Source organism: Paenibacillus sp. J22P15 (assembly GCF_056269345.1).
Genome location: NZ_JBWDNT010000001.1, coordinates 1 through 23,991, shown reverse-complemented (window position 1 = coordinate 23,991; position 23,991 = coordinate 1). Strand labels below are relative to the sequence as shown.

General features: G+C 43.8%; 21 protein-coding genes. 3 read left to right on the top strand and 18 right to left on the bottom strand.

The features are described 5' to 3' along the window. Positions 1-91: 91 nt before the first annotated feature. On the bottom strand, positions 92-775 hold the full coding sequence (locus AC0YN6_RS00105) for a FadR/GntR family transcriptional regulator (protein ID WP_475744262.1): 684 nt from the start codon (positions 773-775) through the stop codon (positions 92-94). Positions 776-1,042: 267 nt separating this feature from the next. Between AC0YN6_RS00105 and AC0YN6_RS00100 the strand changes: the two genes are divergently transcribed. Both AC0YN6_RS00100 and uppS read left to right on the top strand, forming a co-directional pair. After that, the gene (locus tag AC0YN6_RS00100; protein ID WP_475744261.1) at positions 1,043-1,840 is read left to right on the top strand and encodes a lipid II flippase Amj family protein; all 798 of its coding nucleotides are present in this window, start codon (positions 1,043-1,045) and stop codon (positions 1,838-1,840) included. A gap of 30 nt (positions 1,841-1,870) precedes the next feature. Beyond that, complete coding sequence (gene uppS / locus AC0YN6_RS00095) at positions 1,871-2,587, top strand: polyprenyl diphosphate synthase (protein ID WP_475744260.1); 717 nt, start codon at positions 1,871-1,873, stop codon at positions 2,585-2,587. Positions 2,588-2,714: 127 nt separating this feature from the next. Here the strand turns inward: uppS and AC0YN6_RS00090 are convergent, their stop codons facing one another. From AC0YN6_RS00090 to AC0YN6_RS00040, 11 genes are all read right to left on the bottom strand, one after another. Further along, positions 2,715-4,172 carry an NAD(P)-binding domain-containing protein gene (locus AC0YN6_RS00090; protein ID WP_475745486.1) on the bottom strand — a complete coding sequence of 486 codons (1,458 nt, stop codon included), beginning with the start codon at positions 4,170-4,172 and terminating at the stop codon, positions 2,715-2,717. A gap of 62 nt (positions 4,173-4,234) precedes the next feature. After that, positions 4,235-4,558: an ArsR/SmtB family transcription factor gene (locus AC0YN6_RS00085; protein ID WP_475744259.1), complete on the bottom strand. Its 324-nt coding sequence runs from the start codon at positions 4,556-4,558 to the stop codon at positions 4,235-4,237. 162 nt (positions 4,559-4,720) lie between these two features. Next, positions 4,721-6,199, bottom strand: a complete 1,479-nt coding sequence (locus AC0YN6_RS00080) for a BclA C-terminal domain-containing protein (protein ID WP_475744258.1) — start codon at positions 6,197-6,199, stop codon at positions 4,721-4,723. A gap of 103 nt (positions 6,200-6,302) precedes the next feature. Further along, a complete protein-coding gene (locus AC0YN6_RS00075; protein ID WP_475744256.1) occupies positions 6,303-7,466 on the bottom strand; it encodes an exosporium glycoprotein BclB-related protein in 1,164 nt (387 codons plus the stop codon). A 223-nt stretch (positions 7,467-7,689) separates the two neighbouring features. Continuing rightward, positions 7,690-8,244 (bottom strand): hypothetical protein, encoded by a 555-nt coding sequence (locus tag AC0YN6_RS00070; RefSeq protein WP_475744254.1) that lies wholly within the window; start codon positions 8,242-8,244, stop codon positions 7,690-7,692. Next, complete coding sequence (locus tag AC0YN6_RS00065) at positions 8,225-8,608, bottom strand: alpha-helical endospore appendage domain-containing protein (protein ID WP_475744253.1); 384 nt, start codon at positions 8,606-8,608, stop codon at positions 8,225-8,227. Before AC0YN6_RS00065 ends, AC0YN6_RS00070 begins: the two co-directional genes overlap by 20 nt. A gap of 32 nt (positions 8,609-8,640) precedes the next feature. Further along, positions 8,641-8,964, bottom strand: a complete 324-nt coding sequence (locus AC0YN6_RS00060) for an alpha-helical endospore appendage domain-containing protein (protein WP_475744252.1) — start codon at positions 8,962-8,964, stop codon at positions 8,641-8,643. A gap of 157 nt (positions 8,965-9,121) precedes the next feature. Next, positions 9,122-9,439: an alpha-helical endospore appendage domain-containing protein gene (locus AC0YN6_RS00055; protein WP_475744251.1), complete on the bottom strand. Its 318-nt coding sequence runs from the start codon at positions 9,437-9,439 to the stop codon at positions 9,122-9,124. Between the two features lie 86 nt (positions 9,440-9,525). After that, positions 9,526-11,430 carry a glycosyltransferase gene (locus AC0YN6_RS00050; RefSeq protein ID WP_475744250.1) on the bottom strand — a complete coding sequence of 635 codons (1,905 nt, stop codon included), beginning with the start codon at positions 11,428-11,430 and terminating at the stop codon, positions 9,526-9,528. Continuing rightward, a complete protein-coding gene (locus AC0YN6_RS00045) occupies positions 11,427-12,512 on the bottom strand; it encodes a glycosyltransferase (protein WP_475744249.1) in 1,086 nt (361 codons plus the stop codon). The genes AC0YN6_RS00050 and AC0YN6_RS00045 overlap by 4 nt, the downstream gene beginning before the upstream one ends. A 47-nt stretch (positions 12,513-12,559) precedes the next feature. Further along, positions 12,560-13,396 carry a class I SAM-dependent methyltransferase gene (locus AC0YN6_RS00040; RefSeq protein ID WP_475744248.1) on the bottom strand — a complete coding sequence of 279 codons (837 nt, stop codon included), beginning with the start codon at positions 13,394-13,396 and terminating at the stop codon, positions 12,560-12,562. A 75-nt stretch (positions 13,397-13,471) separates the two neighbouring features. Between AC0YN6_RS00040 and AC0YN6_RS00035 the strand changes: the two genes are divergently transcribed. Further along, positions 13,472-14,599: a glycosyltransferase gene (locus AC0YN6_RS00035; RefSeq protein ID WP_475744247.1), complete on the top strand. Its 1,128-nt coding sequence runs from the start codon at positions 13,472-13,474 to the stop codon at positions 14,597-14,599. Positions 14,600-15,297: 698 nt separating this feature from the next. Here the strand turns inward: AC0YN6_RS00035 and AC0YN6_RS00030 are convergent. The 6 genes from AC0YN6_RS00030 to AC0YN6_RS00005 all read right to left on the bottom strand — a co-directional run. Further along, positions 15,298-16,926, bottom strand: coding sequence for a hypothetical protein (locus tag AC0YN6_RS00030; protein ID WP_475744246.1), 1,629 nt, complete (start codon positions 16,924-16,926; stop codon positions 15,298-15,300). 656 nt (positions 16,927-17,582) lie between these two features. After that, positions 17,583-19,958, bottom strand: a complete 2,376-nt coding sequence (gene galA / locus AC0YN6_RS00025) for a beta-galactosidase GalA (RefSeq protein ID WP_475744244.1) — start codon at positions 19,956-19,958, stop codon at positions 17,583-17,585. Further along, entirely contained in the window at positions 19,948-20,217 is a 270-nt protein-coding gene (locus tag AC0YN6_RS00020; RefSeq protein ID WP_475744243.1) for a hypothetical protein, read from the bottom strand. The genes galA and AC0YN6_RS00020 overlap by 11 nt, the downstream gene beginning before the upstream one ends. 361 nt (positions 20,218-20,578) lie before the next feature. Beyond that, positions 20,579-22,579, bottom strand: a complete 2,001-nt coding sequence (locus AC0YN6_RS00015; protein ID WP_475744241.1) for a hypothetical protein — start codon at positions 22,577-22,579, stop codon at positions 20,579-20,581. Between the two features lie 24 nt (positions 22,580-22,603). Continuing rightward, positions 22,604-23,488 carry a carbohydrate ABC transporter permease gene (locus AC0YN6_RS00010; RefSeq protein ID WP_475744240.1) on the bottom strand — a complete coding sequence of 295 codons (885 nt, stop codon included), beginning with the start codon at positions 23,486-23,488 and terminating at the stop codon, positions 22,604-22,606. Between the two features lie 16 nt (positions 23,489-23,504). After that, on the bottom strand, positions 23,505-23,991 hold a 487-nt coding region (locus AC0YN6_RS00005; RefSeq protein ID WP_475744239.1), incomplete at its 5' end, for an ABC transporter permease subunit.

Below are 23,991 nucleotides of genomic sequence, written 5' to 3'. Positions count from 1 at the left end.
CTTCTACGATGAGAGACATAGTGTCATACTATCTACCTGTATGATAGGTTAAATATAATGTAAGCACTTTCATTTTGTCAATAACTAATATTTATTCAAAATGACGTATCGTTTCCTCGATGATATCCATCATTTTATTAAATTCGGATACTGCATGCTGAACATCATGTTTGGCTAGACCATCAAATAAAGTGCGATGAAACGGATACGTATTATCTAATAATTCCTTCACACCGAACGGGCCGGCAAAGAAACGTTTGATTAATTCAGAGATGGATTCATACACGCTGTGAAGCAGTGGATTAGCTGCAGCATCATAAATATGCTGGTGAAACTCATAATCGATTGCCGAAGTATCCGCACCTATGCGTTTACATTCATCGTATTCAGCCAAGCATATGCGCATTTTCTCAATCTTTTCATCACTAATTCGTATCGCAGCCAGCTCTACCGCCTTTCCTTCCAATGCTCTGCGCACGTCCAAAATATGAAGGAGAAACTTCTTCTCGTTCTCTATCTTTACCTTGCCGCTATAGCGAAAGGAATCAGAATCATTAACAAAAATCCCTTTTCCATTAACCACTTTGACAATATCGACAGCTTCAAGATACCTCAATGCTTCACGCAAAGAAGAACGTCCTACGCCTAACAATTTCGTAAGCTCTTCAGCGGAAGGAAGCTTGTCCCCCTCCTGCAATCCTTTTGCCTCGATGTATTTTTGAATCTCCTCCGAGACCAGCTCATGAACATTTTGTTTCTTAACTTTCTGTATCATCACTATCATCCCTTTTGACTATCAGATAGGTGGATCTTATTCGATTACCTGTAAAATGTCAATAAAACTCTTCCTTCTTTGTCAACCACTAGAAATGCTATGTTTATAACTTTCACAACAAAAATTGCTATTTAAGAGCTGAAAACGCTGCTTTGATCATAAAATAAGAAAAACTTGATATTATACTTTCTATTTTTTAATTACGACAATTCCTTTTTAATGTTAGTAGAATCCTATTTACCTCCATTTGGGGAAAGAGGTGCTGCGATGCTCCAGCAGATCATTCTAGTTTGCAGCTTTACGTTTATTATTCATTTTGCGGAGACGATTACTTACGCGCTTCGACTCGCCGGGGTTCGGATGGGAAAGATAGCAGTTGCTATTTCCTTAACCGGTATCATTCTGCTCGTATCACGTACAGCCAATATGGTACAAGCCCCTTTGATGGGCAAACTCATAGATTCTGCCCAAACTTCGATGGAGTACTCCTTGATCGAGCAATTCCGGATGATTATCTTTAGTGCATCGCTCGGAACGATTGTTGCTATGATTGCATTTCCAACCGCAGTCATGCTGGCTAGGCGGGTCATTTCCCATTTGGAGGTAGCAGGGTCCATCCCAGGAATGCTGAGAACGACGGTATCTATCCAAAAAATAAAAAACTCGCGTTCACTCTTCCGTCTCCCTAAGCTTGAAATGTTGGCTCGATTAAGAATCGGCGGCATTCCAAAACGACTGTTTCTACTCAATATTATCGTCACAGCGATTTATACCATTGGTGTTCTGGCAGCATTGCTTGCATCGTCCATTACATCAGAACATGCAATTACCGCCTCTCAATCTTCTGGACTAATCAATGGAGTAGCAACGATATTGCTTGCACTTCTTATTGATCCCGAAATTGGCTTATTGACAGATAAAGTGCTAAAGGGGGAGAAGAGGAGCGCCGCCTTAACCAAAGTATTTGGACTGCTAATGTTGTCTCGTGTGATGGGTACATTGCTAGCCCAATTATTACTCGTCCCGGCAGCATACATGATATTGTGGGTAGTTTCTCGATTATAAAAATGATTAACTTGCTTGAGGAGGAAAGTCATGCTGTGGTCACATCTATTTTTCAAGCATAGTCATTATAAATATTTTCCAAAGCATATCGCGATTATTATGGACGGCAACGGAAGATGGGCCACTCGAAAAGGACTGCCTAGAAATATAGGACACCTATCTGGAATGAAAACGATGCAAAAAATAATTAAACAATCGATATCATTAAAGCTTAGCTGCTTAACTTTATATGCGTTTTCTACCGAGAACTGGAAAAGACCGAAAGCCGAGGTCGAATATTTGCTTCAGCTTCCAGTTAAGTATTTTCAGAATAATACAATTGATGAGTTGAATAAAAAAAATGTAAAAGTAACTTATATCGGTGACATAAGTTCTTTTCCACAAACTACAATAGATGTCATTCATAAGGCATGTGATATAACGAAAAACAACACCGGCATGCAGCTAAACATGGCTTTGAACTATGGGGGACGTATGGAAATTGTTCAAGCTGCAAAGAAGCTTATAGCGAGCGGGGCAAATGCACAAACGATCGAAGAAACATTCGAGGCAACGATTGCATCCGCAAGCTATCCGCCAGTAGATTTGATCATTCGTACCAGCGGTGAAAAGCGGCTTAGCAATTTCCTCCTATGGCAAGGAGCGTACGCTGAATTATGGTTTACTGATAAGAGTTGGCCGGATTTTAACTTTTCTTTATTAAGAGAAGCGATACAAAACTATTCAAAGAGAAAAGAACGCGAATAAATTATTAATTTTTTATTTGCGAAAAAGCCCCATGTGGAGCTTCCGCATGGGGCAATCTATTAAACACTCACGCCTCATTCTCCTAGTTCTAGGAAGCGCTCAATTCGGTTTTTAATAGTGTGTACAGTTATGATTGTCTTTGTTCCTCCTGAACTTCTGAATCGCTAGAGCCGCAACAAGCAGAAGGCTTTGTCGGTAACTCTGATTTAAACTCTGGTGTGCAGCACGAACCGTTCGTGTCTTCGGCTGTTTCAGGTGCACTGCGTGGTTTGCTGCCAATACTGCATACTCCTGTTTCAGGCAGCTCTAGTTCAACTCTTCCTGCTGCTTCCATATCCCCTACTAAAGCAGCTACAACTGATCTTACTTGCTCATATCCAGTCGCCATCAAGAACGTTGGTGCTCTCCCATAGCTTTTGGACCCCACGATATAGAAATCCTTTTCTGGCTGTCGCAGCTCCTTTTCACCATGCGGTCTAACCGTCCCGCAGCTATGAACGTTGGGATCGATGAGCGGGGCTAACGCCAAAACACTTTCTAGACTTGAATCTGTCGTCACTCTAACTTCGCGTACAAAAGATAGATCAGGACGGGAACCTGTGTTTGAAACGATTTCATCAATCCCATCAAGCGCAGCTGTGTCACTCCCTACAGAACCAATGACTTGAATTTTTTCCCCATGCTTGTTTAACTCTTCGATATGAAATGAGGTCATCACTTTGACAAATCCTGATTCCACTAATTGCTGAATACGTATCCCAAGCTCTCCTCTTGCTGGAAGGTTATCAAGATCACGTCCGCCATATACGGCTTCAAGATTCGATTTTCTAAGTACCCAGACTATTTCAGTCTCTTTGACCTGTTCCTTTAGCGTCCCCAGTTCCAAAAGCGTGTTAATAGCCGAATGACCACTGCCAACAACGAGCACTTTCTTTCCGCTGTAACGTGCCTTTTGATCTCCTAAAATATCAGGGATGCCATAAAAAATCTGGCTTTGAAGTGACTGCTCATCTGCTGTAAAGACACCAGCTGAATGAACTGGATTGGGATTTAACCACGTGCCGGATGCATCGATAACTGCTTTTGCCTCAAAGACTATCCGTTCATCGTTCTTATCAACATGGATGACAAAAGGAAGCTGTTCTCGGCCCTCTGTACTGACTTTGCTTACACCCTTACGGCTAACAGCCGTTACTTTGGCATTCAAATGTATATAAGGCTTCATCTCCGGCAGCTGCGACAAAGGCCTTAAATACGTTTCAACTATCTCCTTGCCAGTAGGGATTGCATCCTTATCTGGAGTGATCCAACCATATGAGAGCAATAATTGTTTGGCTGCCTTATTAATATTGAACTCCCACGGCGAAAACAGTCGTACATGCGCCCATTTCATCATGTTCGAGCCCACATCTTCTCCAGCATCGAATAGCACGAAGGGTACTCCTTCTGCGATCAGATGCGCGGCTGCAGCTAAACCTACGGGTCCTGCTCCTATAACGGCAACGGGCAGCTGATTCGCGTCTTTAGCTGGTACTCCGCAACAGCTAGCTTGCTTTTTCGCATGAGTAATCTTTATATTTTTCATTACACTTTTCATTCGATTTCCTCCTTTAAAACAATTTTTTTTGATTAATATACAAAAAAAAATTAGCAGCAATTGTTACCGCCGCTTGTATTTGTATTTGGCATGAAGATACAGCAAAGCTTTTCTGAGAGGATTTGAGCAACTTCATCTGGGTTGATTTCATAGTAGCTCCATGTACCGCGTGTTTCTTTAAGAAGAAATCCTGCGTCCAACAATATTTTCAAATGGTATGACAGTTTCGACTGCGGCATATTGATGATTTCGACGAGATCGCACACACAAGTATTTCCGCGTTGAACCAATTCATATAGGATATGAAGACGTTTTTCATCGGCAAGCGCTTTGAATTTTGCTTCATATGCTTTGAACGAAACATTTGGAACCATCTTGATCACCTTCCGCTATCCGTTTGGAAAAGCATTATTTTCTTTAAATCAATTTTTTTTGATTTATATATTATGAGCTCAATTTATCATATCCGATCTGATAATGTCAATATTATTGAAGTACTGGAATTGACAACAGGAAGACGTCCCTCATTATCATTATTAGCTAAGTCGAATGATATTTATGGTCGCTCCCGGAGGTGACAATATAACAGTTGCAACTAACCCGAATAATTGGAGAATAATAGTTGATCCCGCAGTCACTGTAATTATAAAATCAGCTAAATAAGATGACGTGGCGACCGCAGGCGTTGTCACAGACGCTGGAACGGAACCACCATTTAATAAAACGCGAGACTGCGCGAGCACTCCAGCTGTGGCGCTTATTTTATAGGAAATGTAATATCGACCCGCATTCGCAAGCGTAAAAGTAGTATTGGCACCATTAATGGTGATCCCAGGACCAATATCCTGATTATTAGGTAGCGGAATATTGAGACCACCTAATACAACCAATAAAGTGCCTGAAGTATTCGCCGCAAACGCTGAATTTGCTGTAAGGCTAGTACCTGTCTCCCCCCTCGCTCCCGTTGCACCCGTTGCTCCTGTCGCTCCCACTGCACCTGTCGCTCCCACTGCACCCGTCGCTCCCACTGCACCCGTCGCTCCCGTTGCTCCTGTCGCTCCCACTGCACCCGTCGCTCCCACTGCACCCGTCGCTCCCACTGCACCCGTCGCTCCCACTGCACCCGTCGCTCCCACTGCACCCGTCGCTCCCACTGCACCCGTCGCTCCCGTTGCTCCTGTCGCTCCCACTGCACCCGTCGCTCCTACTGCACCCGTCGCTCCCGTTGCACCTGTAGCTCCTACTGCACCCGTCGCTCCCGTTGCTCCTGTCGCTCCCACTGCACCTGTCGCTCCCACTGCACCTGTCGCTCCTACTGCACCCGTCGCTCCCGTTGCACCTGTAGCTCCTACTGCACCCGTCGCTCCCGTTGCTCCTGTCGCTCCCACTGCACCCGTCGCTCCTACTGCACCTGTCGCTCCCACTGCACCTGTCGCTCCTACTGCACCTGTCGCTCCCACTGCACCTGTCGCTCCCACTGCACCTGTCGCTCCCACTGCACCTGTCGCTCCCGCTGCACCCGTAGCTCCTACTGCACCCGTCGCTCCCACTGCACCTGTCGCTCCCGTTGCACCCGTCGCTCCCGCTGCACCCGTAGCTCCTACTGCACCCGTCGCTCCCGTTACACCCGTTACACCCGTCGCTCCAGTCGTTCCCGTTGGTCCTGATGGACCGCCTAAAGGTCCTGTAGCTCCAGTAGGGCCCGTCGGACCTGGTAATGTTTGCGCAGATAGGACATCCGCTAATTTAGCTTGCAGGATGGCCTCCTCAAAACTCACAGCTGCAATCGTTCTCGTTATGCTTTCATTGACAAGTAGAATGTCGCTTATCGTCACTGCAATAGGTGTTACACCGGGTAGAGTTCCTAAAACATACTGCAGCTTCTCTCCTTCAGCGTTCAATATATGACTTAATCCCAGCTCCTCCATTGCGATAGAGGCAAGCAGTAGATTAATGGCTTCTTCTCTTGTGATTGAGATAGCTGGTGTAATATTAGGAAAATCACCTTCACACATTTTGAACTCCCCCCGATCTTTTCAATTGACGCAATGAAATACGAAAAGAGTTGACTATTTGTCGAAGTCAACCCCTTGTTTTCGTTATGCCTTTATTTTCGGTTTATACCATGGATACCCCAGCGCTCGCGTAACCAAGAACGGTATTTACCAACGATAATCCAGTAGCTGTACAGGAATATACGAGTAAAAGCCTTGTTTGTGCCGTAACCGGTATAGTCAAGCCTGTCGTAATACCGTTAGTAATCGTACCAATCGGTAAAATTCCTGTTAAGCCCGGAGCCAAAGTAACCACAGCGCCTGGGATAGGCGAGAATGAGTTATTCGGCGTTGGTGAGCTCCATAATTGAGCAGTAATTGTTACGGTTGAACCCCCCAATAACAATGCTGCTGTTGTACTGAAATAGGCAGCGATAGACGTTATGGTTCCTGCTCTTGGCATGGAAAACGATAAGTTAAGCAGTGTTCCTCCTGCACCTGTTAAATCAATAACGCCACCTAAAATTGTAACGCCTGCCGCCATGTTGCCAAAACCGACTAAACTAACGGTGCCCACCACTCCGCCGAGAACGGTCGTCAAACTCGCCGGCAATCCTGACGCAAAAGGAATAATTGGTCCAGATCCATCAAGTCCAGTTGCGCCAGTTGCGCCAGCTACTCCTGTTGCTCCCGTTGCCCCTGCACCGGTCGGACCCGTTACGCCGATTGATCCCGTTGCACCCGTCGGTCCAGCAACACCAGTCGGACCTGTCGCACCTCCTCCTGTTGGACCTGTCACTCCGATTGATCCCGTTGCACCCGTCGGTCCAGCAACACCAGTCGCACCTGTTGCACCAGCCCCTGTTGCACCGGTAAGTCCAGTTGCTCCAGTCGCTCCTGCAACTCCCTGCGCTCCCGTCGGACCAGTCGGACCAAGTGCTGGCCCACCCGTTGGACCAGTTGGACCCGCAGGGCCTGTGGCTCCTACAGAGATAGGGGTCTCAAGAATGCTTTCCAACTTGGATTGTAGAAGGAATTCTTTTCTCGCTACCGTATTAATCGTACTTTTTACACTGTCATTAATTAATAAAATATCACTGATTGTTGCTGGCGGTCCCGTTAATCCCGGTAATGTTCCCAATACATACTGGAGTTTTTCACCTTCCGCATTGAGTATATGGCTTAATCCCAGTTCTTCCATAGCAATCGACGAAAGCAATAAGTTAATCGCTTGGTCGCGTGTTACGGAAATATTAGGTGAAATATTCGGTATATTGGCTTGTGACATGTATCTCAACCTCCATTCGATAGTTACACAATATTCTCTGATCTTCGAATGGTGATCACATATTGATTCAGAAATTTATTTAAGAGGCATGATCCCTTAATCAAATAAATACGTAATGATCGAAGACATCTACAAAGTCAAAAAAGGCCGTCCCACAAGTCACTTCATGACTGAGGGACAACCCTTATATATGTACTCCCATTTCATAATCATTAATCTTTACTTACGATCGTATCTTAGAGTTGCCTTTTCTTTTACGCTGTGTAAGCATCAGCGGCGGTGATGCTGACTTATTGGTTTGATTTCTCGTCACTTCCACGATGGGATGAGTGCTTACAACCTGGGCTTGTTCAGATTCAGCCTCGCGAGTTTCTAAATTTTCCGGAATTTCAGCTTCAGCACGTATCGGATTATTCCGATACATGACCTCAAGATCAACTAACCTTTCTATACATTCCTTATTAGATGAAAGAACTGGTTGCTGGAGAAGTGCTTGTATTTTTGTAATCATTTCTTGCACTTCAGATGATATAAATAGCTCATTTTCATTTTTTTCGATCAAGGAAAGACTTTGATTTTTACGTTTTTGAGCTGCATGGATATCCAATAAAGAAGTGAGCAAGACACAAACTTGAAAAGATAGAACATCTTTGACTTCATCCTCTTGACTCTTCATACGATACAATAAAGCTTCAATAAGCCGAAAAACGGATAAACTAAACTGAGAAATTGCAGCTGCACATTGTTTTACGGATTGATCAATAGTCGAAGTGATCATACTCCAAGTTTTCCAGTTCCATAATATTTTCTGCCGCTTTTTCTTTAAGCAGCGTTGACGATCTTGTTTGAAGGAACTGCATATTCGAAATGGTGTGCAGCTTCTTAAGCATTAACCATTGGGTCATCACCATGGAGTCTAGAAATTGAATGAAACTGTGATTGTAAATGAGAATTTCCTGTGTGGTAGGTGCAGTCGGGAAATCGAGATCTCTTCCGATAAAAGATGATGTTTTATCCGCTTCTGTTCGCATTAGTTTCGCGAGGGATTCCTCTTCAGAAGCAAGAGACTGCAGCAAATGAGTGATCGCAGATGAATAGGAAGGAGCTACTTGCTCGAATGGAAGCTTTGTATGGGCACTCACCGATTCACTCCCCTTTCGCCTGTAATTAACACTTATTCTTCACATTCATCTATGAGATACTCCGTGAGCTCATCCTTTTCTTCGAGTTTCAAAATATCCGACAATTTAAATGTCAGCAGCATCTGATTGCTAATAACATTTCGCATCATTCGATCCACGCTTGAATTAATAAGCAATGCTTCGTTAATGGTCAGACAGCGGTCTTTCAGGACATGCTGCAGCTTCTCCGCTTCGGCATTAATGATGTGAGAAAGTCCGATCTCCTCAAGAGCAATTGAGGTCAATAATAAATTTATAACTTCTTTTCGTTTAAGAATAATCTCTGGTTTAATGTCAGGAATATTAGGCATGGACATGTCTTTCAACTCCTGTGTTTATGAAATAAGATCTATTACGGCAAATATCCGCTGCTTCAATTTAGTATATGATGGTTGTCTCCATTCATGTTTTTTTTAATATCTTTTTGAGAAATAAAAAAAAAGCCCTTGCGGGCTTTTTTGTTGCAGAACCATTTTATGGAGTTTGATTTGGGAAATGCTCCAAAATATTTTCCATTTTAAATTGCAGCAGCATTTCTTTCTTAATCACATCTTGTAAAGTTCTCCTCACACTGTTATTAATGAGCAAAAGATTCGAGATGCTAGTCGTTGGCGGAGGAGTAACTGTTGGAAAAAGTGTGCCAAGCACATATTGTATTTTCTCAGCTTCCGCATTGACGATATGTGCCAATGCCAGCTCTTCCAAAGCGATGGAAGCTAATAATAAATTGACAGTCCCTCCTACTGTAAGTGATATTTGCGGAGTAATATTAGGAATATTTGCTTGTGACATTTTATTCCCTCCAGTCTCAATCTTATTGCTTAAGCTTCTAATATATATGCACGTGAACTTGTTTTATTGAACTTGTATTTTAATTTCTATTTTATTCCAATTTGTTCAAAGTATTTTTGATTGTAGATAACAGATGGGTGCTTTGGATTGTAGGAATAGGAAATATCATGATGAAATTTCGCTTTATCTAGCTTGCCGACCCGGTCGTAACACAAACAAAGTTGTACATGCGGCAGCCACGTCCAGGACGAATGATCAATAACACCCATCGATTCCTTCGGCTTGGGAGACTGCACAGCAGACTCGTACCAATAAATCGCTTGCAAATAATCTTGTTCCTCGAGAAAAATAGACCCGATTCGGCAGCAGCAGTCTGCACGCGGCACATCATATTCAAATGCCCTAAACAACGCAATGAGCTGTTGATCTCTCTGTCGTAAATGGTTGTAACAAGTTGCCAAGTGAAGCGCAGCGGCAATCTTGTCTTCCTGCCAACCGTCCAGTGATTGAAGAAAAGCTTCATAATATATCACTGCTTCCTCATAATAACCATGTTCCCTGCATTCGTTAGCATAATAATATTGATCACGTAAACTTAAAAGATCTCCTCTAGCGAGTTTTTTCCGATAGATTTGTAAATTGCGATCTGTATGTGTTTTATCTTTCCGATGGGTGACCGCAATTTCACTATGGTGCACGGTGCCGCTAGTTGATAAATATTCATGCACAGCGCCAATCCATTGAAAATGACACTCTCGGCGCACAAGCCGATTTCTGCGCAGACTATACGTCACATTCTGATGCTCATCAACGCTGAGATTGTAATTCATCGTCACGCGATCAGTAGACGGCTCCAACGTCCGAATTAATTCAAGAAATAGCAAACGATCTTTCTCTGTCAGCGTATCATCTGCATCCAACCATAAGATATACTGCTGTGTAGCTTTAGAAAAAGCAAAGTTTCGGGCTGCAGCAAAATCGTCCACCCAAGAAAAATCATAAATTTGATCCGTAAACCTTGAGGCAATTTCCTTTGTCCTGTCCGTAGAGCCTGTATCGACAATAATAATTTCGTCAGCAATGCCGCGAACGGAATGCAGACAAATAGGAAGCGCATTTTCTTCATTTTTGGCAATGATACATAAACTGATTGTGATCTTTCGGTCAATCGTACTCACAGCTTTGCCGCTTTGCTTGTAGGCATCAACACCGGTTAAATCCGATTTGCGGTAAATATGATAAGCTGGAAAATGGGTGTGTACATAGAGTGAAAAGCCGATAGCTCGCGCACGTATGCAAAAGTGGCGATCCTCTCCCCATAATGATAAATTAGGAATCTCAGCAAAAGAAACACCCGCTTTAATAGCTTTGCGGCTGATTAAGGTGCACGCGCCAAGCCCGCCAACCTCATAGATACCCGGCACTCTTAGTTGTCCAAAGAACTGCCAAGTCCGAATAGCTGACTCCTCATCGGATAATGATTCCTTTCTGGTTTTGTGATACAGCGTATACTGGTCGCTAATCCAAACTTGGGGCATCTCCATCGTATCTGGCTGCCATTTCGTCCAAAAAATGTTGGAGATAATATCTTTGTTCGCTGAAACAAGCAGCTCTAAGGTGTGGGGGTGCAAAATGAGATCGGAATCAACTAGAAATACATAATCGAATCTGTTTCCCATGGCATAAGAGAGGATAGCGTCCTTCATTCGGGCTACTTTCCATATCGTTTCTTCCGGCCAATGGTGGGTGTACTCATCCTTCTCATAGGTTTCGAGATGTTTCTCCTCCATGTGAATGACTGTCCTGCCATAATCCGTTTGAAATTGACGAAGTAATTGCTGTGAAGCTTCTTCCTCATTATCATCGACGAATAAATAGCTCACGACGAAGTTTTTGTGCTCAAGCTCAACAAGTGAGGTAAGAAAAGGAGTAAGTATTTCAGGAATTTGGCGAATAGGACTTCCAATCAGCACGCGCTTTTTAGGACTCAAAGTGCCTTCTCCTCCCGCCGAAGATTCGCAAAATAAGCTTTATTGTGCAAAATGCTGGGATGCGCCGGGTTATAGACGGCTGCAATCTCATTATGCAGCTCCGCCTTCCGCTTCTGTCCCATTCGGTCGTAGCATAAACAGAGCTTCAGGTGCGGCAGCCACGTCCACGCGGCATGATCAACCATACCAACATACGCTGCGGGTTCACCTAACGTTGTTGCCTTCTGATACCAATAGATCGCAATTTCGAGCCGATTGTCCTCCATAAAAAAATTGCCTACCTGACAGCACATCTCCGCTCTTGGCTTCCCATATAGCAACGTTCTAAACCAAGCTCTCAACTGCATCTGCCGATTCGATAGTTTGCCGTAGCAATCCCCCATCTTTAAGCATGCGGCAAAACAATCCTCACTCCACCCCTGTTTCGTGGCAAGAAATCGCTCGTAATACGTAACAGCTTTTTCATCAAGCCCATGATCTTTTAGCTCGTTTGCGTAATAGTATAGATCTCGAGGAGAAAAGAGCTCATTCGCGGCCTCTCGCTGCTGATATATACGCAAATTGCGATCTGTATATTGCTTATCTTTCTTGTGTGTGATGGCAATGTCTGACTGTATCACGTGCCCGCTTACGATCAGTACTTCGTGAACGGGTCCTTCCCACCGAAAACCACATGTTCGCCGAACTAAACGGTTGCGTTTAAGACTCGTTATTACTTTGTTATCGGCGTCAAAAGCTAAGTGATATGGCATCATCACGCTGTCGACAGACGGGTCGATGGACGCTTTAAGCGCTGCGAATTTCCTACCGTCCGCTTCCTCCATTACATCATCAGCATCCAGCCATAAGATATAGTCTTTCGTCGCTTTAGAAAAAGCAAAATTTCTAGCCTCAGCAAAATGATCCTTCCAAATTAAATCGTATATATGCTCTGTAAAAGAAGAAGCTATTTCCTTGGTTCGATCCGTAGAACCTGTGTCTACTATTATTATTTCATCCGCTATGTCTCCAACTGACTGTAGACATCGGTGAAGCGAAAGTTCCTCATTTTTGACAATCATACATAAGCTTATTGTTATCAATGGGCTATTCCTCCCTAGCTACGAGGTTCGGCTGCGTCAATTTACTCCTAGCGATGGCTCGCTACGCAAAAAATTTCATGTCCGTGCCATCTTGCCTGCAGCCCAATCATCATCTTTATTTTATCCTTTTCAGACAGTGATGGAATTGCCATAGGATGGATTTGCAAATCATTTTCGAGCCGTGCCGGTTCCTCTCTGGAAAATAAGGATATAATCTCAAAATTGCTTAAAGTCATAAGCTGTTCAATATGTTTCTTAGCATAATGAAACAAATGGTCCTCTTCTGTAAACAGCGGTGATGAAACTCCTTTTAATGCATTTGTAATCGAATGTTGATTGGGCAAACTGAATATTACCCTCCCTCCCGGGGCTAATACAGAACTCACTTGCTCCATAAAAGAGATCGGAGATGGAATATGCTCTAGGACATGCCAAAATACAATCGCATCAAACTTTTCATCCTCCTCAAAAAGATTCAATCCCCAAAGTTCATTTCTGATACTCACACCATAACGTTCGTTCGCATATTCGCAAGCAACGGCCGACGGCTCAAGTCCCTGCACTTGCCAACCTGCTTCCCGAGCCAACCACAGAAACTCACCGGTTCCAGAACCGATCTCAAGCAATTTCCCTTTATTATGGAAAAACATATCCAGCATTAAAACGCTGAAAGAAGCATGCTCCCTTAGTGTATTCACCGCATATAGATCCCTCATGGCTACCCAATCTCTATCATAAATATTATTAATTAGCTGCTCCTGACGAATTTTATCGACCTGCATCTGATAAACAAGCTGACAGGACAAACACATCATAAGTGTAAAATTAGCATACGAATGGAAAATACTGCTTTCATTTGCTTTACAAAGCGGGCATGGCTGCATGAGATCATCCCCTCTTTCATTTATTTGTTTTTTGTCGCATATCTATGGTCATAGCGTGAAAACCGGAGGTGTACCTTGACGAATCGCCCAACTGTTTCGCTGTGTATGATTGTGAAAGACGAGGAGCACCTGATCGAAACCTGTTTGCTCAGTGTCAGAGATTGGATTGATGAAATGATCGTCGTGGATACAGGCTCAACTGACAAGACCATTCAGATTGCCCGATCCTTGGGGGCTTCTGTAATTTCCTACGAATGGAATGATCATTTTGCCAATGCTAGAAACTATGGACTCACACACGCAAAGTCAGATTGGATCCTTTATCTGGATGCAGATGAACAATTGTTGCCTCTTGGTGATTATGATTTATATAAGGTGCTTGAAGAGACACAGGCCTCCGTTTTATCCCTTCATTTAATTAATTATATTGGGGATTCGCCAAATACAGACGAAGCTTTTCATATAGCTCATCCCCGTTTTTTCCGTAACCATATCGGGCTTAAGTTCAAATATGCAATTCATGAAACACTGAATATCGATGATCTTTTTCCTGATCGTAACCATACCGAAGTGATGGAAACTGTTCCGCTTAAATTACTCCACCGGGGGTATATGGAGCCAATCACGATTCAAAAAAACAAATTTGAACGCAACATGAATTTATTGCAACGGGAAGCAAGCTCACCTGCCTCATCATCCAATCCGTGGATTGAATATCACATGGCTAGTGAGTACTATCGAATCCGTCAATATGATAAAGCTTTTGAGTATGTAAATTTATCGATTGTCCGATTCGTTCAAGGAAGCAAAATGCCGCCCTCTATGTTGTATAAACTGAAATATGCCATCCTTTTGAACACCGGAAGCATTGATGGAGCTTGGCCAGGTATCGATAAAGCCATTGCGTTATATCCGGATTATGTCGATCTTCATTTTTATAAAGGCGTAATTTTCTATTTGAAGGGGTGGTACTCTGCGGCAATAGACGTATTTCAGCATTGCTTAGAGCTAGGGGAAACGATAGGATACCATCTAACCTTACGCGGAGCAGGCAGCTTCCATTCTTGGTATTATTCAGGTCTATGTTGGGAAGGACTTGGAAATATTCCAAGAGCAATTACCGCCTATGAAAAGGCCCATGAACTTTCCCCCACCTATACCATAGCTGAAGATGCGCTTCACAGGCTTCAAGCAATCAATTGATAATGTCTTTCCTATATTTGTACGCAAACAGCGCAAAAAAACTTCTCGGTAAACCAAGAAGTTTTTTCGCGCTGTATTTATTTCAACAAAAATTTTGCACACTTCGAATCGGACTATGAAATTTGTTATTTCTGTTCCCAGCTAACTTTCTCTCTTATATAATGGAAAATCAACATAATAAAAGGAATCATGAACACGAAAGTTACATCAACAGGTATCATCGTTTTCAAAAAGCTCTTCAGTTCAACGACGTTAGAAAATAGTAACATAGATAAGAAGAAGATAATCATACCCATTAGTGGAATCAAGGATCTTCTGTCCTTTATACCAAACAATTGATTGACAGCCAATACAGTCACAATATGCAACAATTAATAATAACCCAAAACCAATTAATTCAAAATTGGTAAAACTTTCAATATCCACTCAAATTCATGGGTTTCGCCCTACTTGTGATAAGGTTCACCGTAATGTATCTAGCACAAATTAAAGTTTGACCACAAAATCTATATACTGAGTATCTTGCCCCAACGGTCAATTTAACTCTGCTATTATACGATGCAATATATTTTTGCTATCTTCGTCCTTAGGTCGAACGGAACCAACGGTACAAATGCCAACCGGCGCTTTCGTTCGTTTCAGGCTGGCCCACAGGACGGTTACTACGGTTATATGGCCACTCGTGTCGGGTGTATTCGCTATTCTATGAGCCTTCCCTTTAACTCTATCAGCTGCGCCAACTGTGCCGGGTCAATCTCACCAAAATGATTTACCTTCGTGTCAAAACCTATTACATACGATTTTTCAATTGCAGTTCTCGCTTTATTTTCGACATACTCTATTGTTTTAGAAGTGCCGGCGGCGCCCCAACCCCATCCACCTTTGCCAAGGGGTCCAAATAAGAAGTTTTGAACATCAGTAGTATTTTTCGCCCAACGACCTTCATATGGGAAAATATCGAAATCATTGATTTCTCCAGCAGTATAATCATGGTACTCCGTGTTTTTAGCAAATGCAATTGACGGATTTGTTCCTTGATTAAACGTTATGATACTATAAGGATTTCCAGATTTCGCAGCATTAGCTAGAGTGGATACGTTATATTCCAGTGACATATTATTTTGGCTTTCCAATATACCGCCTGGATACATTCCGTCAAACCACCATCCAGCAATCTTATCCCCGTAATGTTTCGACCACCATTCTACCATTTCAACATGTATTTTCTTCGCTTCTTGACTGACGGGACCATTGGAGTCGCGTATTCCCTTAAGAGCGTCCACGGTCACTCGATATTCTCCGGGGTTCCAGTGAGCGCTGTGTGGAGGATTAGACGGTAGATAGAGCATAACCTTGATACCATACGGTGCCACTGCGTCCGCAATCTTCATAGGCAGATCATTTGCCATAGAAACCGTTTTGGGATTTACTTCTCCCTCTCCTAAAAGACCTGCTTCACGCAAATATTGGTCGTAAACTTCGTTTGGCGCACAGTATTCCGCCGCATTTTGTCCCAGAGTTACAATAATATATTTTGCTCCGGTTTGACTGATTTGTTCTGCATATTTCTCCGCATCAAATTCCCCAATAAACTCATTCCATGTCTGTTGATTTCGATCCCATTCTTCACCCGGCTTAGTCGAAACAAAATCCAGATTTACAAACTCGGAAAGAATATGATGTGAGACGCCATATTGTGCCTCAAGAAACCAATCGGTAAGAGGATTCCCCTCCGTTGCCAGCACCGGTCCAGTCGCCGCACTCATAACTGAGATGGCTGCCCTATTGCCGTGAATATCAACAGCTTTCACTTCGCATTTAAGGTATTTCCCAACATATTTATCCAACAAAATAATCGTTTGCGTGTTAATCCCTTGCAGCTTCGAGTATTCTCCGTCGACTGCATCAGAAATATACCACTGATATTTTGTTTCTCCCTCAGCATCATTAAAAGTATACCTTACTTTCAATATGCCTTTTACATGCGGTTCTGTACCCAGCTTCGGAGAAAGATTTTCAATTGTCGCATTCGATGTGACTGGAGTGCTGTTGCTTCCCGCAGGCAATATAAAAATCTCACTTACTTCAATCACATCATACTTAGCAGTTACTTTAACTGTTTTTTCCACCGAGTTGTAATTGACGATGGGATCAAATACAAAGGTTGCAGTTTTAGTCGTGCCGTCATATACGAATGTGTTAATATTGGAGTTTATTGTCTTATCATCGACTTTAAAGGACAATGTAAAATCCTCCTGAACCGGTTCGAAATTAGGAGTTTCTTGAAATGAAATAACTAACTTACCATTATTCAATTTACTATTCATTATTTTTAACTCCTTTTGTTCAGTTATATCAACCAGTGAAATGGACGGAGTCCTTTTGAAAAAGGTGGTCAAAGCCAGAAGCGGTCAGCATCTGGCTTCTTTTTCCCAATCAAACAATAAATCAAGCTCATGGTCACTGTCATGATGGATCCAGGAACGAGAAAATACCAAAAGAGTGGGACGATAAAAATAATCCAATATTTCTCCAAAGACGGAACCTCTTAGTTAACAATCAACGTACCATTAACCAAAAACAAAGCCGATTTGCCCGCCCTGTTCTCTTGTTATACCAACATCTCTCAGGGTCCTTACTTCGGATACCGGCTTGCCGTCGAAAGAACATCGAGCATATTTCATTGGCAAATGCACGTATGACTTTTCCGCAAACACTTTGCCCGATCATCTCGTAGATTCGGTAAACAGGGATATGCGAAGGGAACCTGAACCAATCTGGAATGTGAAAAATGCATAGGAGCTCATCGACAGTAAGAAACTGCCACTTGTCTCCTCTTTCATTCAGCACTAATACATCGTAGTAAGCAATAATTTTGCCCAAATAGATCGGGTCGTTACAACACAGTCTTATATTCTTGTATTTAAGTAGCCATGTAGGAAACATTGCCTTCAACTTGAAAAGGATTCACGGTGTTCTCTCCTTAAATAACATGAATGACAACGGTGGATGATTCCAAAGAAGTTGAAGTTGCACTTAACTTAATTTCTCCTGAGTCTTTATTGGCTTGTATGATAACTAAACAGTAACCGTTGAATGTTCTTCTCTGGTTAGATTTATCCGGCTCGTGGCTACTCGGATTCCCATTGCCTACGCCGAGAATTTGGCCAGGACCTTCAATTGAAAATTTGATTTGTTTATCCGCAGTAGGAACAACTTCACCATTAGAGTCGCGAATTGAAATGCTAATCATTGCGATATCCGTACCATTACCACTCATTTGGACTTTATCGGACTCTAATTGAATCGCAACAGGAACTCCTGTTGTAGTGATCACCTTCTGCGTGATTTCCTTTCCAGCCGTCCTTCCAATCGCCTTCAACTCGCCAGGAACGTAGCCGACTTTCCACTCCATTCGTGCGTTTCGGTCAACAACCTTCTCTCCCAGACTTCGGCCGTTAAGTAGTAACTCCAACGTCTCGCAATTGCTATATGTCCACACATCAATCTCCTGACCAACTTTATCCGGCCAATTCCAATGGGGCATCACATGTACCATCGGCTTATCTGTCCAGGCGGCTTGATAGTAAAAGTAAGCATCCTTTGGAAATCCGCAGCTATCCATGATTCCGAAATGCGAGCCAATGCAAGGCCATTGATGAGGCGTCGGCTCCCCCCTGTAATCAAAGCCCGTCCACACGAAAATGCCGGTTAAATGCGGATAATTGACGACATCTTGCCATGACTTTTCATGCGAACATGACCACCCGGGAATATTGTCTCCATAGGAAGAACAGTACCCTCTAACTGCATCATTCTCATAGATTCCACGAGTAGTCGTACAACTCGTGCTCTCGCTTCCGATCATGATCCGCTCCGGAATCTGCTCATGGTCGCGAATATATTGATCTTCTCTTTGACCATAGTTATAGCCCGTAATATCCACTGAATCGCTATAGCCACCCTCGTTCCATCCATGGTTCATGCAAGCAATGGTTGGACGGGTAGGATCGATCGAATGCGTGATTCGAGATAAAGTATCCAGCATCCGAGCACCAATGATGGTCCCTTCCAATATTTCCTCGTTTTCCATGCTCCATATGATTACGGACGGATGATTGCGATCCCGATAGAGCATCTCTTTTAAATCAGCTATTCCATCGGGAGATACATCCAACTTTCTGTTCTCGTCCATTACGAGCATTCCTAATCGATCGCATATATCCAGCAACTCCGGTGAAGGAACATGGTGGGCACATCTGTAGGCGTTACATCCCATTTCCTTGAGGAGTTTGATTTTATATTCGGTTACTTGATCCGGAAGTGCGACTCCTACTCCCGCAAAATCTTGATGATTACACGTTCCTTTTATCAAATATGGCTTGCCGTTCAGAAGAAAGCCATCGTTCGCCGTAAACGCTATGGTCCTTATTCCAAGGGGAGTTCTGTACACATCCAATAACCGATTATCTTTAGCATCATAAATTTCGGTCTTGATTTCATAAAGATAAGGTTGCTCAGGCGCCCAAAGTATTGGCGCAATGACTGACATTGCAATTTCAACTTCTGTTCGACTATCTCCGGCTATTGTTCCTTCTGTTGCACTAGAAGCGACGACTAGTCCCGATCCATCCACAATTAATGTATGAAGGCTATATTTCATTGTTTGTGCATGCTCATTATAAATGCTTGTCATAGTATGAACCTGGGCTTCATTTTCACTCACAGAGGGTGTAGTCACGTATGTTCCATGTCTCTCCACGTGAAGTCTATCCGTCTTAACCAGCCATACATGACGATATATGCCGCATCCTTCATACCACCAACCCTCGTAGTCGCTGGCATCGACCTTTACGAACACGACATTTTCTCCTTCTTCACCGTAACGCAATATATCCGTAAGGTCATAGTTAAAACCTGTGTATCCGCTATGATGAGTACCCATCAAATGTCCGTTAACCCAAACCGTACTGTTACGCATTACCCCATCGAACTCTATTGAGATCTTCTTCCCGAGATCTTCCTTAGGAATTGCAAAAACCTTGCGATAGCACCCGATTCCAACAGGGAGATATCCGTGACTCCTATGATGTTTAACCTTATCTCCGTCGTATACGTAATTCCCTTCCACGCACCAGTCGTGAGGGAGATTAACGGATTTCCATTCCCGGTCTCGAATGACCGCCTTTTCTCTCTCGTCGAAATAGGCGATTTTTAACCATTCCCCTTCCGCAATATCCTCGCAGTCGGTTAATCCTCCCGTCATTCCCCCTTTGACCGCGTGCATAACGGGTAAATCACCCAAATGGAACATCCAGTCGGAATCGAAATGATCTATTGTTCTTGGACTATTTTTCATGGATGCACCCCGCTAGACAGTTCAATACAAATCTAAACTTCATATTTTCCTCGAACCACATGGGGAAATTTGTTCCCCATATATTATTATGCAAGTTAAAATGCATCCCTCCGTCAAGCGGAGCAAAGGTCTGATCGAATCGAAGCATCCGCTTCTCTCCGGGAGACAATACTGGTGCAACCACCTTTTGCACCAAATCCGTAAACCTGATATCCAAGTGCTTTTTGAATATGACATGGGTCTTTTTCAATGTATGCATGCGTGTGCCTCTCCCTATTGGAATAGCCTCGGTTTAATACCGAGGCTCATATCCTTGTATTCAATATCAAGTTTATTAAATTAAAGCGGAATTGCAGTTGGTTTTACTTGCTAGTTGTTATAAACACTAACTTCATTAAGAGCGTAATGCGACCACTGCAAATTAGCAACATTTATTTTAATCCTGACGCCTTTTTTATTGGTTACTGCCGCAAACTTCACTTCTTTTGTTTCTATCGTACTTGTATTGGGTCTGTAATCTCAAACTTGGTCAATCCGATATCCCCGCCATACACTGTTCCCGATCCGGTGGAATTTTTCTGCATATACAACGTTACGGTAGTAAATCTAATACTTCTGCCTCATGGGAGATCCAAAAATTTCATCGCATACAGCAATGCCCAGTCCTGATCGTTGGCCCAAGGGTCATAGTATCTTGCCATCCTATGATTGACCGAGTGGGGATACAGATACGCACATGAACCAAAACCATCCGCATCGAACAAGCATAAATTACCGCGAAGAATCGTGTTCGCTTTCTTGTTGAATTCACTCCGACCGGTCGCTTGATAATAGTACTTGTAGGCAATAGCCGTTAACGTGCTCCAGTAGTGGGGAAAGGTATCTCCCAAGAGAGCATGTTTACCGAACCAATATCCGTCCCAGTGACGAATGGCAATTTGATTCAAATGATAATCCGGCTGATCGCCGTTGAATAAGGATAGAATCTGAACTTGCAGTTCCGCAGCTTCTAAATAGCGTGCTTCGCCGGTCAACAGATAGAGCTCTGTGATGTAAGTGGCTGCAGGGGCCACGATACCCTGCTCGTACCTCACTTCGTGCGGCGGATAGTTCGTCCCGATCTCGACGATTCGGTCCACATGTTTTCGGTACAAGGCTAATAATTCATGACTTTCCTGTTCATAACCATGCTCCTCCAGAATTCGAATGGACTCCGACATCGGCAAGCAGATGCAATAATAATCATGACCGCCGTTGCGGTAATAAGCTCTTATGGTTTGCATCATTCTTTGCAGGTAAACCGGGTCGCCTTTCCATTTGAACATTTCCAGATGAAGAATTGCGACCCAGGGATAATTGTATAACCGGTGCCACTCGTTATTACGGCCCACATTGTTGAAAACCGTGCCGCTCTTCTCATCATACAACTCGCGCAGCATAAAGTCGTAATACAACTCCAAGCTCTTCGCCATCATCTCATGATCAACAGTTGATTTCGGCTGCCGGCTTAGGTATGACGCCAGCAGGACGCCCATTCCAATTCTCTCGCGACCCGCATTATGATCATCATGATTTTGTCCGTAATATTGTTCTTTCGATTCTTTATCGTAAATCAAATAAGAGCCGTAGAGAGGACTGTTCTTATCCAGGCATTGCTGCTTCTCCACAATATATTGGCACCGTGCGGCCAAGATTTTATCAAGAGGAGGTACACTCAGGACGTTTAAATGAGTAGACGCTGAGCCGTTATAAAGCGTGATCCGATAGTCTCCCGGCTCATCTGGCTGAAAGTGAGCGCATACCGTATTTTTCGTTTCCTCATAAGGCAACGGCTCGTTATTCACCCTGATGTCGAGTTCATCCCAAGTATTTTCAATTTCGGCTCGGATGACCGCGGTTTCACCTGGAAATAAGGTGTACTCCGAAGCACTCACGGTTACAAAGCTCGCGATGGAAAGTGCCTTCTTGTAAAAATCATCTGCGCCTTCGTGCCAGAACATCACCCATGACAACTCATAATTCTGGTGAGGCTCCAGTGTCAGTAAAGGGGGATGCAGGACGAAATCCCCCCGATCATTGGATGTTTCCTCACGGAGAACACTGTAACTGGACAACTGGCCGGAAGTTAAGACAAGTCCTAGGTGCGGAGCTTGTCCGCCCATTCGCAATGCGTTCACATAACTCATGCTTTCTGCGCACCACAGATGCGCATGACAGCGCATAGTCATGCAGATGGACGCGTCTTGGTAATTATCATTAAAGGTAGCCAGAATCCCTAAATCGGCTTTTCCTAAGGATTGGGTGACCGAAGTGATGTTCTGGATACGGTAGTTCTCTTGAAACAGGCCGTTTGAATTAAAGCATCGGTCTACGGTGATTCTTAACTTGTTCGTAGTATAGATCGATGTAACTTGATCAGGGGTAAATTGGATTTCTGTGCGCGAAGCCATCGAGTCGGTATGTTCATTTTTATTCAATATGAAGTTGCCCCAAACACGGCTCCCTTCGATCCAATTCATGCCGTACGGATCCTTGGGGTGAACCAGTGAACGAAGCCCCCCGGTTGCCTTGTCCACTTCGATTTGAAAATGGTTGTTAGCTAATATAAATGGTTTGGACATTGAGACCCAATCCTCCTCCAATTTCTATTCCTTGACCGAGCCCAACATAATGCCTTGAATGAAATACCGCTGCATGAACGGATAGACCACCAAAATGGGAATCATCGAAATAACGATTTTGGCCGCATTCAATGTCTTGTTCGAAAGCATGGCAGCCTGCCGCAGCTCTTCCGTCGTCATATTGTCGGTATTGATCTGGACAACGAGTTGCTGAATATAAGTCTGGAGCGGATAATGCTCCTGCTTATTCATCAGGATAAGCCCGTCGAAGAACGAGTTCCAATGCCCGACGATGCTGAACAGTGTAATTGTAGCCAATACCGGAACGGATAGCGGGATATAGATCTTAAAAAGCATATACCATGGTCCCGCACCGTCCATCATACCGGCTTCATCCAGATCCTTCGGCAGGCTGCGGAAGAAGTTGACGAGCAGAATAACATTGAAGACCGGGACGGCTCCTGGCAGCACGAGCGCCCAGATCGTATCGAGAAGTCCATACGACTTGATCGTTATGAACCATGGAATAAGGCCGCCGCTGAACAGCATCGTGAAGACGAGGAGCCACATATAGACGTTGCGCGGCCGGAATTGATGCGTGCTGCGCGACAGCGGGTATGCCATCAGTACGCAGACGCCGAAGTTAATTAGAGCTCCAAGCCCTACTCGCTGCAGGGATATACCGAAGGAGTTGAAGAAGGCCTGCTCCTCCAAAATTTTACGATAAGAAGCGATCGTGAAATCAACCGGGAGCCATGTGACCAACCCTGCTGCCACAGCCGATTTATCGCTTAATGAAACCATCACTGTATACCAAATCGGGAACAGACACAACAGTGATGACAGGACAAGGATAGTGCCGATTACACTGTCGGTCAACCGGGAGGATAATGTAATGTTACGGACCAAGAAGCTTCACCCTTCCTCAGAAAATGCGATAATTGGCAAACTTCGAAGCAAGATAATAAGAAATGATGATCAGCACGAAACTGATAACAGACTTCAGCAAACCGACCGCAGTGGCCAATCCGTACTGCACTTGCAGGAGCCCCGCCCGGTAGACATACGTATCGATAATATCTCCGGACTCGTAGACGAGCGGATTATATAGGTTGAAAATCTGATCGAACCCGGCGTTCAGCACATTGCCCAGGCTCAACGTAGCCAATAGTATTATCGTTGGTTTCAAGCTCGGCAGCGTAATGTACTTCAACTTCTGCCATCGGGTGGCACCGTCCATCGCCGCCGCCTCGTACAATGCCGGGTTTATACCGGTCAAAGCGGCCAGATAGACTATTGTGCCGAAGCCGAATTCCTTCCATACGTCGCTCCCTACGATAATCCACGGGAACCATTCGTTGCTGGCGAGGAACATTGTCGACTGCAGACCGAATACAGCGAATAACTGATTG

Coding starts and splice junctions, on each gene's coding strand:
- AC0YN6_RS00105 (WP_475744262.1), bottom strand. CDS start 775: ATGATACAGAAAGTTAAGAAACAAAATGTTCATGAGCTGGTCTCGGAG.
- AC0YN6_RS00100 (WP_475744261.1), top strand. CDS start 1,043: ATGCTCCAGCAGATCATTCTAGTTTGCAGCTTTACGTTTATTATTCAT.
- uppS (WP_475744260.1), top strand. CDS start 1,871: ATGCTGTGGTCACATCTATTTTTCAAGCATAGTCATTATAAATATTTT.
- AC0YN6_RS00090 (WP_475745486.1), bottom strand. CDS start 4,172: ATGAAAAATATAAAGATTACTCATGCGAAAAAGCAAGCTAGCTGTTGC.
- AC0YN6_RS00085 (WP_475744259.1), bottom strand. CDS start 4,558: ATGGTTCCAAATGTTTCGTTCAAAGCATATGAAGCAAAATTCAAAGCG.
- AC0YN6_RS00080 (WP_475744258.1), bottom strand. CDS start 6,199: ATGTGTGAAGGTGATTTTCCTAATATTACACCAGCTATCTCAATCACA.
- AC0YN6_RS00075 (WP_475744256.1), bottom strand. CDS start 7,466: ATGTCACAAGCCAATATACCGAATATTTCACCTAATATTTCCGTAACA.
- AC0YN6_RS00070 (WP_475744254.1), bottom strand. CDS start 8,244: ATGATCACTTCGACTATTGATCAATCCGTAAAACAATGTGCAGCTGCA.
- AC0YN6_RS00060 (WP_475744252.1), bottom strand. CDS start 8,964: ATGTCCATGCCTAATATTCCTGACATTAAACCAGAGATTATTCTTAAA.
- AC0YN6_RS00055 (WP_475744251.1), bottom strand. CDS start 9,439: ATGTCACAAGCAAATATTCCTAATATTACTCCGCAAATATCACTTACA.
- AC0YN6_RS00040 (WP_475744248.1), bottom strand. CDS start 13,396: ATGCAGCCATGCCCGCTTTGTAAAGCAAATGAAAGCAGTATTTTCCAT.
- AC0YN6_RS00030 (WP_475744246.1), bottom strand. CDS start 16,926: ATGAATAGTAAATTGAATAATGGTAAGTTAGTTATTTCATTTCAAGAA.
- galA (WP_475744244.1), bottom strand. CDS start 19,958: ATGAAAAATAGTCCAAGAACAATAGATCATTTCGATTCCGACTGGATG.
- AC0YN6_RS00020 (WP_475744243.1), bottom strand. CDS start 20,217: ATGCATACATTGAAAAAGACCCATGTCATATTCAAAAAGCACTTGGAT.
- AC0YN6_RS00015 (WP_475744241.1), bottom strand. CDS start 22,579: ATGTCCAAACCATTTATATTAGCTAACAACCATTTTCAAATCGAAGTG.